General features: G+C 42.4%; 12 protein-coding genes. 5 read left to right on the top strand and 7 right to left on the bottom strand.

Going from position 1 to position 18,769, the window contains the following annotated elements; all coding sequences use genetic code 11:
• Positions 1-139: 139 nt before the first annotated feature.
• Positions 140-703 (bottom strand): ribosome recycling factor, encoded by a 564-nt coding sequence (frr, locus tag M1D52_RS24140; RefSeq protein ID WP_013664722.1) that lies wholly within the window; start codon positions 701-703, stop codon positions 140-142.
• Between the two features lie 886 nt (positions 704-1,589).
• Between frr and thrA the strand changes: the two genes are divergently transcribed.
• From thrA to thrC, 3 genes are all read left to right on the top strand, one after another.
• A complete protein-coding gene (thrA, locus tag M1D52_RS24145) occupies positions 1,590-4,037 on the top strand; it encodes a bifunctional aspartate kinase/homoserine dehydrogenase I (RefSeq protein WP_437394171.1) in 2,448 nt (815 codons plus the stop codon).
• A 180-nt stretch (positions 4,038-4,217) separates the two neighbouring features.
• Positions 4,218-5,195: a homoserine kinase gene (locus M1D52_RS24150; protein WP_013664720.1), complete on the top strand. Its 978-nt coding sequence runs from the start codon at positions 4,218-4,220 to the stop codon at positions 5,193-5,195.
• Positions 5,196-5,304: 109 nt separating this feature from the next.
• Positions 5,305-6,615, top strand: a complete 1,311-nt coding sequence (thrC, locus tag M1D52_RS24155; RefSeq protein ID WP_437394170.1) for a threonine synthase — start codon at positions 5,305-5,307, stop codon at positions 6,613-6,615.
• Positions 6,616-6,717: 102 nt separating this feature from the next.
• On the opposite strand, the gene metG is transcribed toward thrC, so the two are convergent.
• Positions 6,718-8,784: a methionine--tRNA ligase gene (gene metG, locus M1D52_RS24160; protein WP_437394169.1), complete on the bottom strand. Its 2,067-nt coding sequence runs from the start codon at positions 8,782-8,784 to the stop codon at positions 6,718-6,720.
• A 156-nt stretch (positions 8,785-8,940) separates the two neighbouring features.
• Between metG and M1D52_RS24165 the strand changes: the two genes are divergently transcribed.
• Both M1D52_RS24165 and M1D52_RS24170 read left to right on the top strand, forming a co-directional pair.
• On the top strand, positions 8,941-9,849 hold the full coding sequence (locus M1D52_RS24165) for a S66 peptidase family protein (protein ID WP_013664717.1): 909 nt from the start codon (positions 8,941-8,943) through the stop codon (positions 9,847-9,849).
• Between the two features lie 116 nt (positions 9,850-9,965).
• Positions 9,966-10,370, top strand: coding sequence for a DoxX family protein (locus M1D52_RS24170; protein ID WP_309010735.1), 405 nt, complete (start codon positions 9,966-9,968; stop codon positions 10,368-10,370).
• Positions 10,371-10,546: 176 nt separating this feature from the next.
• Here the strand turns inward: M1D52_RS24170 and M1D52_RS24175 are convergent, their stop codons facing one another.
• The 5 genes from M1D52_RS24175 to M1D52_RS24195 form a co-directional block, all read right to left on the bottom strand.
• On the bottom strand, positions 10,547-11,263 hold the full coding sequence (locus M1D52_RS24175) for a DUF4397 domain-containing protein (RefSeq protein WP_013664715.1): 717 nt from the start codon (positions 11,261-11,263) through the stop codon (positions 10,547-10,549).
• Between the two features lie 318 nt (positions 11,264-11,581).
• Positions 11,582-13,909 carry a beta-glucosidase BglX gene (gene bglX / locus M1D52_RS24180; protein WP_437394168.1) on the bottom strand — a complete coding sequence of 776 codons (2,328 nt, stop codon included), beginning with the start codon at positions 13,907-13,909 and terminating at the stop codon, positions 11,582-11,584.
• 61 nt (positions 13,910-13,970) lie between these two features.
• Positions 13,971-15,731 (bottom strand): family 43 glycosylhydrolase, encoded by a 1,761-nt coding sequence (locus tag M1D52_RS24185; RefSeq protein WP_437394167.1) that lies wholly within the window; start codon positions 15,729-15,731, stop codon positions 13,971-13,973.
• A 2-nt stretch (positions 15,732-15,733) separates the two neighbouring features.
• Positions 15,734-17,101: a glucoamylase family protein gene (locus M1D52_RS24190; protein WP_437394166.1), complete on the bottom strand. Its 1,368-nt coding sequence runs from the start codon at positions 17,099-17,101 to the stop codon at positions 15,734-15,736.
• Positions 17,102-17,242: 141 nt separating this feature from the next.
• On the bottom strand, positions 17,243-18,769 hold the full coding sequence (locus M1D52_RS24195) for a RagB/SusD family nutrient uptake outer membrane protein (protein WP_130854567.1): 1,527 nt from the start codon (positions 18,767-18,769) through the stop codon (positions 17,243-17,245).

An 18,769-nucleotide genomic window follows, 5' to 3' on the forward strand; every position in this document is an offset into this window, starting at 1 on the left:
ATTTGTGATGGAAATGCGCTATTTGCGCAACAATTTAGTGGGTTAGTAAAGTTGTCGAATCGTCGAGTGGTTAACGGCAGCTACGAACAAAAAAACCACGGTGCGATCCGTGGTTTTTTCACTAATAATTTCAATTTTCTTAAACGGTCATAATATCTTTTTCTTTGGCTTCGGCTAATTTGTCAACTTTCGCGATAAAGTTATCGGTTAATTTTTGAACTTCACCTTCTCCCACCTTTATTTCATCTTCCGAGACACCATCATTTTTAAGCTTTTTAATTCCGTCATTAGCGTCCTTTCTGATGTTGCGAATAGCAACCTTTCCTTTTTCTGCCTCCTCCTTTACCTTTCTAACCAATTCCCTACGGCGCTCTTCGGTCAAAGGAGGAACCGCTAAACGGATAATATTACCGTCATTTTGTGGGTTTAATCCGATATTGGAATCAATAATAGCCCTTTCAATTGCACTTAATAAATTCTTTTCCCATGGTTGAATAACCAAGCTACGAGGGTCGGGCGTATTAATGTTTCCCACTTGAGATAATGGAGTAGGTGTTCCGTAGTAATCTACATTGATCCCGTCCAACATGGAAGGCATTGCTTTACCTGCGCGAATTTTTGTCAATTCTGATTCGGTGTGCGAAATAGCTTTCTGCATGGAATCATTAGCGTCTTCTAACTGTAACTTTATTAGGTCATTCATATGAATACAATATTTTCTAAGGCTATAAGAAATAATTAAATGCTTATAACGATGAATATTTCATGCTATTGCAAATTTGCCCAAAAATAAGATTTTTTATTCAATGGCAAAACACCACAGAAAAGGGGCTGAAGTACCTGATCCATTTTAAAATAACTTTTTTTACCTTTGAAAGGTATCACGACCTCATTTCAATACACTAATCCGTCCCTTTCAGATTTTTTCAATTTTTGAATCCACGTCAAGTCCACGTGAAGTCCACCTTTATTCCACGTCAGATCCACCTATGCTTCTGTATACATTCGCTGCCTATTTATGTTTTCTTGCTTTTCTATAGAGCGGATATAGTGCGAATATAGCGGCAACAACTACCTTACTGCATGTTAAGTGCCCTCTTGCAAGCCAAGCAGACAGCAGTCAATACATACGGCCGGTTAAATACGGCTGCCTCATAAGGTTTTACTTGTTTTGTTCCACGAGAAACAATCGGATAAGTTGTTAGCAATAAGCTTGAAGCTTTGAGATGAGCCTGTGCTACCGCCACCGTTATTAATCATTCGGCGCTCCAGCCTACTGGTAGGCAGGCCTAATTCATCATTAAAAGTTACTTAAAACGTCCAACTAATAATACGTATGCGAATTGCTAAAATCTAAAAAATATTAAAATTCTCTTGATAAATTAAAAATAAACCATTTACTTTACTGCCAATTACAAAAATGAAAGCAATTATATCTATTACAACATCCACAACGATTACCACCGGGATAACAAAACACCGAGGGAAGTAATCTTTATGTTGTAATAACAGCGATAAAACATAAAAGGCGCTTCTCTCGATGAGAAAGCGCCTTTCTTATTTAATGACTTTAAGGATAAATAGAAAAAATGAAGATACTTAAGTTTGGAGGTACCTCAGTCGGATCGGCCGAAAGCATTAATGCATTATTGGACATCCTAAAACAAGGGTATGAACAGGGCGAAAAGCCAATTGTTGTCTTATCGGCCATGAGCGGAATTACAAACCTCCTTACCAAAATGGCTGAAGAAGCAGAACAAGGAATCAGCTTCGGCCCTGCTTTAAAGGAATTGGAATCGAGACACTTCACAGTTGTTAAGCAACTCATTCAAATTAAGAATCAGAATCCTGTTTTTACGCAACTTAAAATTTACTTAAATGAACTTGAGGATCTTTTACAAGGTGTATTAAATCTGCGGGAGCTGAGTTCACAAAGCAAGGATCTCATTGTGAGTTACGGTGAGCGTTGTTCCGCATTTTTGGTCTCTAAGATTGCGGCTCAGTACTTCCCGGAGAGTTTATTCGTCGAAGCCAGCTCCCTTATAAAAACCGATAGCAATTTTGGTAACGCACGGGTAGATTTACAACAAAGCGAATTACTCATCCGTCAGTTCGTGCAAGAAAATCCAGGCAAATTTTTATTTGTAACCGGCTTTATCGCTTCTAATGTCAATGGTCGGATTACTACCCTGGGAAGAGGAGGTAGTGACTATACAGCTGCTATTTTCGGTGCCGCATTACAGGCGGAAGCTATCGAAATATGGACCGATGTGGATGGTATGTTAACGGCAGATCCACGCATGGTAAAAAAAGCGTTTCCTTTACCGATTTTATCGTATACCGAGGCAATGGAGCTATCTTATTTTGGAGCGAAGGTGATCTACCCGCCAACCATGATTCCCGCCTTCATGAAAAAGGTGCCTATCGTTATCCGCAATACATTTAATCCAAGCTTTCCAGGTACTATTATCCAATATGATAGCGGCAGAACATCTTATCCTATTAAAGGTATCTCCTCGATTAATGCCATTAGCGTTATCAATGTAAGCGGCAGTGGCATGATCGGCAAGGCCGGCTTTAGCGGTCGCTTATTCTCCTTGCTAGCGCATGAACAAATAAACATTGTGCTGATCACCCAGTCATCGTCCGAACATAGCATCACGTTTGCTGTTCATCCCGCAGATGCCTTAAGAGCCAAACATCTTATTGAAACTGAATTTGAACTGGAGCTGCTTGCAAAAAAATTAGAGCCCCCCGTCATAGAAAATGAATTATCGGTGCTTGCTATCGTGGGTGAAAACATGAAACAAACCCCCGGCATGTCAGGCAGGTTATTCCATGCTTTGGGACGCAATGGTATTAATGTACGGGCTATTGCGCAAGGCTCATCGGAATACAACATTTCGGTTATTATTAGCCAAGCAGATCTGTCCAAAGCGCTGAATGCGGTACATGATGCTTTCTTTACAGCATTAAAGAAAACCTTACATGTTTTTAATCTTGGCACCGGCAATATCGGATCTACTTTGTTTAGGCAATTATTAGAACAGGAAGCTTTTCTGCGCGACAACAGTGATATCCAGGTAAAGGTTGTCGGCATGAGTAATTCCCGCAAAATGTTATTTGATGTGGAAGGCATCTCATTGACCTCCTGGCAGACGGAATTGGACAGCAAAGGAGAAACTGCTAGCTTGGAGACCTTTATTAGCAGAATGCAACAATTAAATCTACCTAATTGTATATTTGTGGACAATACCGCAAGCGAGGAGCCTACCAAGCACTATCTTAAAATCTTTGAATCGAATATATCGGTAGTGACCTGCAACAAAATTGCTAATTCCTCGAGCTATGCACAGTATAAACAATTACGCGATACGGCCAGAAGGCACGGCGTCGACTTTTTCTATGAGACGAATGTGGGCGCAGGTCTTCCGATTGTCCGCACGCTGAAAGACCTGATGACCAGTGGTGATCGTATTATCCGTATTGAGGCTATACTTTCGGGTACTATCTCTTATATTTTTAATAATTTCATTGGCGATGCTTCATTTCACGATGTAGTGAAGAAAGCCCAGGCCTTAGGCTATACGGAACCCGATCCTAGGGATGATTTACGAGGTACTGATTTTATGCGTAAGATGCTCATTTTGGCCCGGGATAGCGGTTTAGCCATCGAAGCCAAGGACGTCGATCTAGGAGCGATCCTACCCAAAGCCTGTTTAGATGCAGCGAGTGTTGAGGACTTTTACTTAGAACTGCAAAAGGAGGCGGCTTACTTCGATACGCTTAAAGAAAAAGCTCAACGGGAGAACCGAGCGATCCGTTATATCGGAAAATTGGAGGATGGAAAGGTATCCATTGCCTTGGAGCTGGTGGATGAAAAGCATCCCTTCTTCAACCTCTCGGGTAGCGATAACGTCATTTCATTCACTACTGAACGTTATAAAGAACGACCGTTAGTGGTAAAAGGGCCAGGCGCTGGTAGCGAGGTTACAGCAGGCGGTGTATTTGCTGATTTGATGAATGCGGGAGCATAAATTACATGTGATAATTAGCTAATGTGAAAATGAGCCTATGAAAGGTTATAGCCAAATTACACTCAATGTACGTAATGCGAAATCGACCACTGAGACAAGATTTGCGTCTAACGACGATAGGTCTTTTACTTCCTGCCTGCGGTAGGCAGGTTTACTTTTGAATTTTTACTTATCTAATAAATGGAATTAACAACAGAAAAAGAACCCGCTGGTAAGGCCCGAAAAGAAAAAGACCGCGTGCATGTGTTTGCACCGGCTACCGTGGCTAACCTGGTATGCGGCTTTGATATCTTGGGACTAGCCCTGGACGAACCGGGAGATGAGGTGATTATGGAACGCTCGGACCAGCCCGGCGTTAAACTGTTAAAGATTACGGGCGATGACGGCCGATTACCGCTCGATCCGGCAAAGAATACAGTTAGCGCTTGTGTTCAGATGTTACTGAAGCATTTAAACCGTGAAGATGTGGGAGTGGAAATAGAGTTGCATAAACACATGCCTATCGGAAGTGGATTAGGATCCAGTGCTGCAAGTACGGTAGCTGGTTTATTCGCTATTAATCAGCTGCTTGGACAACCTTTAACGAAACAAGAATTGCTTCCTTTTGCGATGAAAGGCGAAGAATTGGCCTGTGGGCACGGGCACGCGGATAATGTAGCCCCTTCTTTATTTGGTGGTATTACCTTGATTAAAAGTTACGAGCCACTGGAAGTCGTGTCAATACCTGTTCCAAAAAGCTTATACTGCTCTGTAGTGTTTCCCCACGTAGATGTGCCAACGCGTGCTGCTCGGCAGATGATTCGTTCTAAAATCGAGCTGAAAGATGCGGTGGTTCAATGGGGCAATATTGCGGGCTTGGTAAGTGGTCTGTTTATGAGCGATTATGGCTTAATCGGTCGCAGTATGCAGGATGTCCTGATTGAGCCTGTTCGTGCTATTCTGATTCCTGAATTTTATGAAATGCGACAAACTGCCATGGCAGTAGGAGCACTTGGGTTTGGCATCTCCGGCTCTGGACCCTCTGTTTTTGCTTTTGCCGATAACCATCCAACCGCATCGGACATCACCCGGCAAATTGTACAGCATCTGCAATCGAAAGGTATTGATAGCAACGGCTACGTTTCGGCAGTAAATCAACAGGGGCCGAGGGAGTTATAGTTTCGTTATTAGTTACTCGTTAATAGTTATTGGATTTAACTATACTACCAATAACTAACAACCAGATAATTAACAACAAACAACCAATAACTAACAACAAACAACCATCATGAAACTATACAGTACTAATAATAAAAAGCTAAGAGTTTCTTTTAAAGAAGCCGTATTTAACAGTTTGCCTTCAGATAAGGGGCTTTATATGCCTACTGAGATCCCTTCGCTTTCTGCGGATTTTATTAATAATCTTGATCAGTTTACTTTACCCGATATCGCTTTTGAAGTGGCTCACCACTTAATTGGCGACAGCATTCCGGCCAATGATCTTCGATTATTAGTGGATGACGCTATCAACTTTGAAGCACCTGTAGTATCACTTGACGACCGTACGGCAGTACTAGAACTTTTTCACGGACCATCCCTTGCCTTTAAAGATTTCGGTGCCCGATTCATGAGTCGCGTTATGGGTTATTTTTCTAAAACCGAGGAAAACAGCAAGCTTTTAGATGTATTAGTAGCCACTTCGGGAGACACGGGAGGAGCCGTGGCTTTAGGTTTTCTAGGTGTAGAAGGCACTCGGGTAACCATTTTATATCCTAAGGGTAAAGTAAGCCCTATTCAAGAGCAACAGCTGACCCGTAACGGTCAGAATATTCGAGCCATTGAGGTCGATGGCACCTTTGACGACTGCCAGGCTTTGGTAAAAGAGGCGTTCAATGATGCTGAACTTAATCAACGGTTCCGATTAACATCTGCCAACTCGATCAATATAGCCCGTTTGATTCCACAGACTTTTTATTACTTCAATGCCTATGCGCAAATGAAGAGAAAAGGAATAACTGATATCGTTTTTTCTGTTCCCAGCGGAAACTTCGGTAATATTGGCGCTGGCTTATTAGCCTATAAAATGGGTTTACCTGTTAGGCAGTTTTTAGCTGCTACTAACGTGAATGATACGGTTCCACGTTTCCTATCAGACGGCTACTATGAACCGCGCCCCTCAATAGCCACCCTATCTAACGCAATGGATGTAGGCAATCCAAGCAACTGGGTTCGCATTATGGATCTTTTTGAAGACGATCGCGCGTTATTGAAAGAAACGGTAACAGCTTACGCGTATAGCGACGAGGAGACTCGCAGCGCTATTGACGAGCTTTATAGCAGCTATCAATATCTTGCCTGCCCACACACCGCCATCGCTTACTTAGCAGGGCAAGCTTATAAAAAAGAGCAAGGTGGAAACTATACAACTATATTTTTATCAACTGCACACCCATGCAAGTTTCCCGATGTATTTTCTGAAGAAAAACAGAAAGCCATCTTCATACCTGAACAAGTAAAAGAATTGGAAAGTAAACCCAGCCAAAAAGAGGAACTTGGAGCTGATTACGAAGCTTTTAAGCAGTGGCTATTAGAAAGGTAAAGGCTCTAAGGTAGAAGGCGAAAGGTGTAAGTATGGGGCCCAATAAAAACAAAAAGGTATAAGGTTGGGATTATACCCTTCAACCTTAAACCTTACTCCCTCTTACCTCACTATGCTTCCTGGTTGGATATTTGATTGCGGCGCCACGAAATCAAGGCGTCCATCGGCATCCTCGGCCATCAAGATCATCCCTTGTGAGAGAATGCCTTTGATTTCGCGCGGTTCTAAATTGACTAATATAGAAACTTGTCTTCCAATAATATCTTCAGGATTAAAGAATTCCGCAATGCCTGATACTACCGTGCGTTGATCAATTCCTGTATCAATTGTTAACTTCAGCAACTTCTTTGTCTTCGCCACCTTTTCGGCTGTTAAGATTTTGCCGACGCGAATGTCGAGGGGTGTAAATTGATCAAAGGCAATGTTCGCCTTCGCCGGCTCCGCGGTGCTTGTTTGCGTTTTTGCGTTGTCGACCTTAGCCTGTGCTAATTTGGCTAGCTGCGCATCGATTTGTTCGTCCGCTATTTTTTCAAAAAGCAATTGTACCTCGCCCAATTGATGATCGTTTTCCAACAAATTAGGATTACCGGCAGCCGTCCAATCCCGATCCTGAAAATTTAACATCTGGAATAGCTTTTCTGCCGTATGCGGTAAAAAAGGCTGCGCCAATACCGCCAAATTAGCGGCAATCTGCAAACCGATATTAAGCACCGTTTTCACGCGGTCTTCATCCGTCTTGATTAATTTCCAAGGCTCCTCGTCGGCTAAATATTTATTCCCTAAACGCGCCACATTCATAAAATGCGCCAAGGCTTCTCGAAACCGATATTGACTTAGCGAAGAACTAATGGTTTTAGGATAACGCTCCAACTCGGAGAGCACTAATTTATCTTTATCGCTAAGCTCGCCCCCAGCCTTCACTTTACCATCAAAGTATTTATGAGATAAGACCAGTACACGGTTGATAAAATTACCGAATATGGCTACTAATTCATTATTCACACGTGCTTGAAAATCCTTCCAGGTAAACTCACTATCCGATGTTTCCGGCAAAATAGAGGTCAAAACATAACGTAGCTCGTCTTGCTTACCCGGAAAATCAGCCAAGTACTCGTGCAACCATACCGCATGGTTTCTAGAAGTTGACAACTTATCTCCTTCCAAATTCAAAAATTCGTTTGCAGGAATATTTTCCGGCAAAACATATTCGCCATGTGCATGCAAAATAGAAGGAAATATAATGCAGTGGAAGACAATATTATCCTTCCCAATAAAATGTATCAAGCAGGCGTCATCCGCTGGACTTTCCTGCTTCTTCCAATATTTCTCCCAATCTCTTCCTGTATCTAAGGCCCATTGCTTCGTAGCTGATATATAGCCTATAGGCGCATCTAACCAAACGTATAACTTTTTTCCCTTTGCTTCTTCTAAAGGAACATCCACTCCCCAATCCAAATCACGGGTCATGGATCGTGCTTGCAGACCGGATTTTAACCAAGAGCTGCATTGACCATATACATTTGATTTTAAAATATCCTTTTTACCTTCCAATAACCATTTTTCCAGCCAAGCTTGATATTTATCTAAAGGCAAATACCAGTGTTTGGTTTCACGAAGTACAGGTGTTTTACCACTTAAGGTCGATTTTGGATTGATTAAATCCGTTGGGCTCAAGGAGGTTCCGCATTTTTCGCATTGGTCACCATAAGCTCCTTCGTTATGGCAGTTCGGACAGGTCCCTACAATGTAGCGATCGGCCAAAAATTGATGATATTCTTCGTCGTAATACTGCTCTGAGTACTTCTCCACAAACTCCCCTTTATCATAGAGGTTGAGGAAGAATTCTTGCGAAAGCTCGTGATGAATTTTGGAAGAGGTACGATGATAGATATCGAAAGAAATGCCGAACTGTTCAAAACTCTCTTTTATCTGTGCATTATACTTGTCGATTATTTCTTGAGGCGTAATCCCTTCTTTTTTGGCTTTTATAGTAATTGCAGCCCCATGCTCATCCGAACCACAGACAAAAGCCACCTCTTTGTTGTTCATCCGCAAAAAGCGCACGAAGATATCGGCAGGAATATAGGCTCCGGCGAGGTGACCGATATGTAAAGGCCCATTGGCATACGGCAGGGCAGAAGTGATGGTATAACGTTTAAAATCTTTCATTTTGTTGTAACAAGTTGTACGTGTTAAGTTGTACGTTTTAAGCAGTAGATAGTACTTATTACTTACAACTTATCACTTATAACGCGAGCGCTTTTTTCAAAAATGATTTGTTAATTCGGCAAAGATACATCAATTTGCACTTCATAATAAACAGATATGAAGAAAACACCTCCTTATTTAAAAAAAGGTGACAAGGTGGGTATTGTATGCCCGGCATGGAAGGTAGATAATGATTTGGAAGACGCTATAGCGCTCTTAAAATCGTGGGATCTTGACGTTGTGGTCGGTAAAACCGTTCACAGCAGCTACCGGCAGTATGCGGGCAGCGATGAACTGCGGGCACAGGACTTCCAGTCCATGCTCGATAACGACGAAATAAAAGCTGTCTTTGCAGCGAGAGGTGGCTATGGCTGTGTGCGGATGATTGATTTAGTGAATTTCTCACATTTTGCCGCAAAGCCCAAATGGATTATCGGATTCAGTGATGTGACTGTTATTCATAGCCATATTCACAGAAATTTTGGAATCCCAACCATACATGGGCAAATGCCTATTACCATTCCTGATGCTACCAAGGAATCATTGCTCAGCTTAAAGGATACGCTTTTTGGTGAAATGCCGTTATACGAATATCAAAGTGAACATACGAATATCCCGGGTGAAGGTGAAGGCGTCGTGATTGGAGGTAACTTGGCTCTATTGGTTAACGTACTGGGCTCGGTTTCGGACATGGACTATGATGGAAAAATTTTGTTTATTGAAGATGTGGGAGAGTTCTATTATTCCATCGACCGAATGTTGTGGACTTTGAAACGAGCAGGAAAACTAAAAAATTTGAAAGGTCTTTTGGTAGGTGGCTTCACCAACTTAAAAGATAATAAAGTACCCTTTGGGATCACGCTAGAAGAGCTGATTTTGGAAATCGTAGGCGAATACGGTTATCCGGTTGCCTTTGACTTTCCGGCAGGACATATTGATAATAACTACACCTTAATTTTTGGTGCGCAAGCTAGTTTAAGTGTCAATGAGCACCATGTATGTTTGGCTTATATAGATGAGCAGTAGGCTATAGGCAGTAGGCAATAGGCAATAGGTGTAAGGGGATAAGGTGTAAGGCTTGGAGGTATAGTTGCTAGTTGCGAGTTGCCAGCTTTTTGAATTTTGAATTTATACTTAAAAAAATGGCAATACTTTCGACTCTTGGAAATTACAAAAACACGGGATTATTGATTATCCGCTTGGCGCTAGGCGCTATGTTTATTACCTATGGATATCCAAAAATTATGGGTGGCCCCGAAATGTGGAGGGGTGTAGGCACTTCGATGAACCATGTTGGCATTACTTTTGGTTATACGTTTTGGGGTTTTCTTGCGGCAATCACGGAAACCTTAGGCGGTTTTCTATTAATCATAGGTCTAGCTTTTAGACCAGCTGCTTTGTTACTGGCTTTCGTCATGCTGGTAGCCGCGCTGCATCATTACAAGACCGAAGGCTTTATGTCGGCCGGACATCCAATAGAGCTCTTATTTGTCTTTATAGGTTTGGCTTTAGTAGGGCCCGGAAAATATAGTGTGGATAAACGTTAAGATTATGGGAGAGCGGCGATGGCCAATCAATTCACAGACAGATTAAAAGAAGAACTAAAAAAGCCAATCTACAAATATGCATTTGGATTGGCTTTTATTTTATTAATCATTGCCCTATCGCTTCGCTTTGGTTATTTGCTCGGCGAGTGGTTGTATGCTTTGTTTAATTGATAAAACTAATGGGACACCAACCCTACAGCCAACGGGGTAGAGGTATTATCTTTTATCCCTCTAGCAATAATGGTATAAAATCCACCTTGTTTCAGATCAGCTGTTTCATTTCGCTTAGCTAACTCTGTTCCGTTTACATCTGTAAACTGAATTGTATATATTCCCGCGGAAACGGCTATGAAACCTTGATTGGCGGTAGCACTTGTTTGATTATCATATCCTCTATTGGTAAAAACTTCAGTGGTTTGGCTAGCGTTGATTAAATTAACATCCATAGCAACTGTATTATCTGCTACATTGAAGAAACGAACGTAAGCCTTTCCTTGATCAAAATCACTTGGCCTCTTGTCCTCTACCAATATGCTGGTTGCTACCTCCTCTGTGCCATATACGATAGAAGTATAACTAGTGCTATCTTTAAGTGTAATCGTACTATCAACTATGGATTCATCTGTTCCGGAGATGCCTGCGCTAAATTTTCCAGTTCCTACACCAAAGGGTTGATATCGTAAATACATGCCATAATCAACTTTCCCTTGTCGATTCACTGTATATCCGTCCATTTTAAAGCCCAATGCCTCCTCATAAGGATAAGCATTCACGAACTGTACAGCCGACTGAGGTAAGTAGGTATAACCGTCATCATCGTTACTACACGCACTAAAAGTTAATCCTCCCACAAACAACATCATCAAGAGGACAAAGTAATTTTTCGTTTTCATATTCCTTTTTTGTTTAGTTTATCTTTCTTTACACAACCTACATAACGGAATAGGATTTGAAAAAGCTACAGGTCTTATAAGTTGTAGTTTGTTGGTGATGAACGGTGTTTTGTAGTGATGCCTACCTGCCGGTAGGCAGGAATTATGAAGGATGAATTATCAATGCTATATATACGACGATTGCAAGTAGCAGTAACTTTGCATGAGCCAGGTAATGCTAAGTTCGTGCGATCAATTCGCTCGCCAGCATACCTAATCGATAGTATTAGCTAATCGGCTAATGATCACATTGGCTAATTAGCTAATAATAAACTGACTTTACTGCAACTTAAACTGAGCCTCTTTCACATCGCGCGAATTGCCTCCCACAAAAACTTTGAAATCACCCGGTTCTGCTACATACTGCAAGTCGGCATTATAAAACTTCAGATCTTCTGCAGAAAGATGGAAAACCACCTGTTTGCGCTCGCCTGCCTTTAGTTCAATTTTCTGAAACGCTTTAAGTTCTTTAACCGGACGGGTTATACTGCCAACCAAGTCCTGCGTATATAATTGCACCACTTCTTTACCGGCCATCTTCCCTGTATTGGTCACCGTAACCGATACCGCTAAGGAATCTCCCGCACTGAACGCGTTCTTGCTTAATTTGATATCGCTATAAGCAAATGAGGTATAACTTAAACCGTAACCAAAGGGGTAGAGCGGTTCATTATCCACATCTAAGTAATTGGAGCGGAACTTTTGGAACCATTTTCCCTCCGCTAGTGGTCTACCGGTGTTTTTATGGCTATAATAAATTGGTATTTGTCCTACATTTTTAGGAAAAGTGGCTGTGATCTTACCGGAAGGGTTGACATCACCAAACAACACGTCGGTAATGGCTTTAGCAGCTTGCGTACCACCGAACCATACATTCAAAATGGCAGGTACATGGGCCTGCTCCCAAGTGAGTGTAAGTGGTCGACCGGCAAAAACCACCAATACCACCGGCTTTCCTGTTTTCAATAAAGCTGCGAGTAAGCGCTGTTGCACGGCAGGGATATTCAGGTCCGTACGACTCGAACTTTCTCCGCTCATTTCAGAACTTTCTCCCAATGCGGCCACCACCACATCCGCCTGTTGCGCTGTCTTTACCGCCTCTTGTATCAAAGCTTCTTCCGAGCGATTATCTCGGGGAATTTCCCGACCGAACATCGTAGCCCGTTCTTGATAGGCAGCATCTTCCAACAGGTTGGCTCCCAAGCTATGGAGTATTTTCACATTCGACCCTAGCACTTCCTGCATACCTTCCAGTAATGACTGTGTATTCTTTAGATCCGCATTGACGCTCCATGTCCCCGGCATATTGCTTCCGGTATTGGCCAGTGGACCGATTAAAGCTACAGTCCCCGATTTTTTCAAAGGCAAGACATTATTTTCGTTCTTTAACAACACAAAAGATTGTGCCGCTACTTCACGTGCAAAATCTAAATGTTCCTTTGCTAGGATCTCTTTCTTTGCACGTTCCTCACTGCAATATTTATACGGATCATCAAAAAGCCCTAGTTTATACTTGGCTTCCAATACATTTCTACAAGCACGATCAATATCGGCCTCGCTGACTTTCCCTTCTTGTAACGACTTCTTCAAGGTTGTTAAAAAGCCCTCTCCTACCATATCCATATCAACACCGGCCTTAAGGGATAAAGCGGAAACCTGTTGCAGATCGCCCAAACCATGATCAATCAATTCATTGATCGCAGTGTAGTCGGTAGCGACCATCCCTTTAAATCCCCATTGTTTCCGTAGCACATCGGTTAATAACCAGTGGTTAGCGGTAGCAGGTACGCCGTTGATATCATTAAAAGACGTCATAATGCTGCCCGCCCCTGCGTCCACTGCGGCCTTATAGGATGGAAGATATTCGTTATACATACGATGCAAACTCATATCCGTTGTATTATAGTCGCGCCCAGCTTCAGCGGCACCGTATAGGGCAAAGTGTTTTACACAGGCCATCAGGGTATTATTCGCTGCCAGATCGTTACCCTGTAAACCACGCACCATGGCGGCAGCAATTTGCGAACCTAGATACGTGTCCTCGCCGCTTCCTTCGGAAATACGCCCCCACCGCGGATCACGTGAAATATCAACCATTGGGGAATAAGCCCAATTTAAGCCATCGGCGCTCGCTTCCGTTGCGGCAATGCGCGCTGTCTTTTCAATTAAGGCCAAATCCCAAGTCGCCGAAAGCCCCAAGGGGATTGGAAAAAGTGTTTTATAACCATGTATCACATCCTGTCCGAATATTAATGGGATCTTCAGTCTACTGTGATTGACAGCCAATTCCTGTGTTTTCCTTACGCGATCAGGCGTAGTTAAGCTAAATACACCTCCCACTTGACCCGCTTTGATTTTGCTTTCCAGATCAGTACTTACCGCTGATCCCGTAGTTGCTTCTCCTCCGGTGGGCAAATTTAACTGGCCAATCTTTTCGTCAACGGTCATCTTGGCCATCAATTCATCAATAAAAGCCTTCATCTTGCTTTTATCTGTCGGCTTGATCGCCAATGTGGGTTTCTTATCCACCTTTCGCTGTGCTTGTGTTGTACATGGTACTGCCATCATCAGCGCAATTGCCATGCTTGGTATGATTAGTTTGTTCATGTTTTACTAGTTGTTAGGTCTTAGGCGTTAACTAATAGCTAATACCTAAAAGCTAATCGCTTTATTTCACTTCCTGTACCTTCGTTCTTTCAGATACACCGTTTTCATTAAAAGCTTCGATGGCAAAATAATAAGTTTGATCAGTTGTCAAGCTCTTCATATTCAGTTTATTGTTATCATATACCATCCATGCGCTATATAGTTTATCTGGTGCAATACCCCATAAGACATTATAGCCTTGCGCGGTTTTCTGTTGATTCCATGTTATGGTAACATCCCTTTTATCTTGATGCCTCTCTACTTGGAAGTTGTTGACCCTAGCAGGTTTTTTCCCTTCACCTTTGCCAAAAACACGTATTCCGGAAATAGCGAGGTGGGGAGTCGGCACGTGTATATTTTTATAACGGACATATCGAATACGTTCCGGAGAAGCTAAAGAAACATATTCATTCGGCACATCCTGTAGGCTATTCCGTTTGTCAACAATCACTTTCCAATTCTTTCCATCCAATGACCCTTCTAGGATATATTGATGCTTAAGGCCCGGAATCCGTCCATACATATCCGATTTATAATCATGATAGTTGATTTGTACAGCATGTACCGCTGCCGGCTTCAAGAGGTCGATCTGCACCCATTGTTTATCATCATTCGCTGCCGCAAGCCAGAAAGTTTTTATACTTTCATCTACGATATGTTGTGCATTGAACTCCCCCGCAGTTGATGAAACGGAAACAGGTTTATGATAGGATAATAACATCCATTCCGTGAATTCACCTTGCTTCGGGCTTCCCGAAGCATAGTGCGGATAATCGCCGAAACGGGTGTTAGTATACATTAAGCCATCATCATCAAAATAGGTTGGAAACATACAGATGCGCCTCTCCCATCCCACATTGACTGAAACGGCCATCGATCCGAAATGCCAATATTGATTTTCTGATCCTAATACCGTACTACCATGTCCGGCGCCATTGGCAAAGCCTCCCGGTTTATAGGCGATGGGGTTATTTGGCGCGTAACGATAGGGGCCGAGCGGGTGATCACTGACATAAACGCCATCACCATAGACATTAAACTCCGTACCCGGTGCAGCATACTGCATATAGTACCTGTTACCATATTTGGTTAGCCATGGCCCTTCGATATAGCCTCCGAGAACCGTATCTTGATGATTTTCGCCAAAGCGCTCCCATCCGTGTCTGTCCGGATCTAAATTAAATAGCTCATAAGTTTTCTCTGAAGGCCTGAACCGCTTATACCGATCCAGCGTTTTCGCTCTGATCGGAAATTTATTAGAAGATCCCCAAAACATGTAAGCCTGGCCGTCATCATCTATAAAAAGATCCGGGTCTTGCAAATCATTTAAAATAGCAGGAACCGCTTTCCAATCTCCTTTTTTTGGATTATCTGTATAAAGAATGCTCATAGAGCCCGAAGGATCCCCGGTCACGTAAAGTACAGAATCTTTATAATTGTGTGCTGCCGGAGCGTTAGAGCCTTGGAAGTACCATTTTTCCGGTGTAATAAAATTCCAGTTTGTTAAGTCGGTAGAATGCCAATAACCCATTGACCGTGTAACGAACATATAATATTCTCCCCGGAATTTAACAACAGCGGGATCAGCGCCCGAACGGTAAGAAATATCGTTATGGGCATTGTAGATCATATAAGTATAATCCAGATTGAGCGGGTTACAATAGGTCTGCTGATGTTGCGCATGTACCTGGAGGTTTAATCCGAATACTAAAAAAACGAAAACTGCCCTTCTAATAATCGGCCAATGGGTAACACCTCTGGTGGCTAACAACTGATAATTCATAACTATAAAGTATGTTGACTACTTGAAAAACCTAATTTCTTTAATCCCTCCTTTACTTCCGGAGCACTCATAAATAAATTCCAAAGCAATCCACTCCGTTCATTTTCGATCATGACAGGTATCGGTCCTTGATCAATCGCTAAATAACGTTGAGGAAACCAATTGTCCGTTTCACTATAAGCATCATAAAATCCATATTTTCCCCATACTTTACTGCCTAATTGATCATAAAGATAACGGATGACTTGCATACTATATTCAGGCGTATAAGGATAAGAAGACAAGGCTGCCGTTGGACTGATTACACCTAAATCCTCTTTGGGGCTATGCCCGGCATAACCTTTTACCGAATAGCTCGCAGTTAAACCCCAAGCATTGGCGCCGTAGCCTTTAAAATGTTTGGGGTTCTCGATGCAATATTCGCGTTGAATGAGTGTTTGATTCTTATTGAGTTCCCAATAATCGGCGTATTGGTCTTTCAATCCTCTCGGATCTAATCCCAAGTAAGAATAATGAGCCCAGAACATAGGTCCAACGGTTCCTTTATGTCCATTAAAGTCCAAAACGATTTTATGTCCGTACTGTTCCGCATCGGTTTTAATTTTTCCACTCTTTGCCCAACCTTCGTGGTATACCGCGGCAGGTACGCTGTGCGTAGGAGAGGCAGCTGCCAGCACATACATAATCAGGCATTCGTTATAGCCCGTTACTGGAAAATTCATTTCCCAGCCATATTCAGGGCTCCAATGCCAGTATAATACATTCTGCCCACCTTTACGATACCAACTCCAATCGATTTCCTTCCACAATTGATCCGCTTTGTCCGCAACCGCTTTCTCCTGCTCATTGCCCCCCGCCAAATACTGTCGTACGCATAGGAGGCTTTGCGCCATAAAGGCTGTCTCTACCAAATCGCCGCCATTATCTTTTTGGCCAAAGGGCTTTACTTTACCGGTAGGGCCATGCAACCAATGAGGCCATGCACCATGAAAACGATCTGCTTTCTCCAGATAATTAACAATTTGCTCTAGTCTTTGTACTCCGGCTTGACGGGTAATAAAACCACGTTCCATTCCGACCAAAATATTCATAACACCGAAACCACCCCCACCAATGGTTACCACATCTTGATCATTCTCCGGATACACACCGTCTAGATGAATACGTTCACGTGCTAAGCCAGACGTCTTTTCAGCACCCTCCCAGAAATATTGAAAGGTTTGTTGTTGTACAAGCGTCAGTAAGGAATCGTTGGAAAGTGTATCCATCTTTTCTTCTGATTGTTGCGCTTCTTTATTAGAGGGCGACTGAGAGCAGGAAAAGGAAAGAGACAGAATTGCTAATAATAATACGTAAGAAGAAACTTTCATTGATGTTTGTTTTTGGTGATGAAGCCCGCCCAAGCTATTACACATTTTTTTGGTGTAGTAACTCAGACAGATTCGTTTGTATCTGAAGGAAGGTATCAACAAATCTGGAAGGTAAGACTTCCAGATTTGCAAGTTGTCGAATTAATAGCCTGGATTTTGCCGCAATCTATTTTCACTAGCAATGATCTCGTTTTGAGGAATTGGAAATAGCTCATGCTTGCCATCCACAAACTGCTTACCTTGCGCCCTCAAAATAGCTCCTGCTTGACCGGTGCGAACCAAGTCGAAAAAACGGTCAAATTCCATCGCCATTTCGAGCCGTCTTTCATTCCAGATTAACCGACGAAGTTCATCTTGACCTGCGGCTTGGATATCAGGTACTGCATTTGGGTTGTTTCCCCTTGCTCTCGCTCTAATCGCGTTTACCGAAGATAACGCTACAGAAGTATTGCCTAACTCATTAGCCGCTTCGGCCCGGATAAGGTATATTTCGCCCATACGGAGAATCCGAATGTTCACATTCGAGTAATCAGTACTACCTCCATACGTTTCCTTTAAAATGCTTTGATAAGCTTTGTAGTTATATCTTGGATTAAATGCCGATATTACGCGCACTCCGTCAAAAAGTGTATTCCCTACACTGATGATTGTCGCATCCCGTCTCACATCACCTTCACTATAAGCGTTATACAGATCAGCGCTAGGCGTATTGAACCCCCATCCTTGAAATACTTGTGAAGAAGGCACATTAAAGGCTCCCTCTTTGATGCCTTGCACTTGACTAAATTGTTGAACACTGCTATTTCTCAATCCACTGCTTTGGATTTCGAATAAGGATTCGGAAGAGTTTTCCCCCGACTCTCTCCAAATAGTAGTATAATCGTTTACTAATCCATAAGCTCCCACGGCCCCATTGATAATACTATCCGTCAAGGAATAAGCACGATTCCATTCCTTCCTGTACATAGACACCTTTGCCAACAGACCTGCAGCCGCACCCATGGTAGCTCGTCCCAAATCCTGCGCAGCATATTCGGTGTTCTTCGGCAAGTTGTTCAACGCAAATTCTAAATCGCTCTTAATAAATGCATAAATTGAATCAGCTGGTAACTGTGTATATGCTGTTTCACGTTCTTCGACATTTTCGTAATCTATAACACGGTCTATTTTTGGGACGTTTCCAAACATTCTTACCAAGTTAAAATAATAGTATGCTCTCAGAAAACGTACTTCTGCAGCATATCGAGTTTTCAAAGCCTCCTCTATAGAAAATTGTGGAACATTTTCCAGAGCCCGGTTACAATAATTTACACCTAAATAGTTGCTGCTCCACATACTATAAAAGGATGGAGTTGACGCGCTAAAAGTGAAGTTATCCAATTGGTCTTTATCGGATCCGGTATCACCTGGCGAGCTTCCTTTGTCTGCATCATCAGAAGTAATACTTGTCACGCCGATCCAAGCAAAGGAACTTTGATCCCAAGTAAGGAGGTTGGTATAAGCTGAATTGACGAAGCGTTGAGCATTCTGGGGATTAGTAAATGTTGAATCGTCGCCCGAAACCTGATTTTCGGGAGCGGGATTTAACCAGTCTTTACTGCATGAGGATACAACTATACCTAAAATAAGGACAGTTAGTATACTGATATGATGGATGAATTTCTTCAT

The sequence above is a fragment of the Olivibacter sp. SA151 genome (assembly GCF_054130995.1).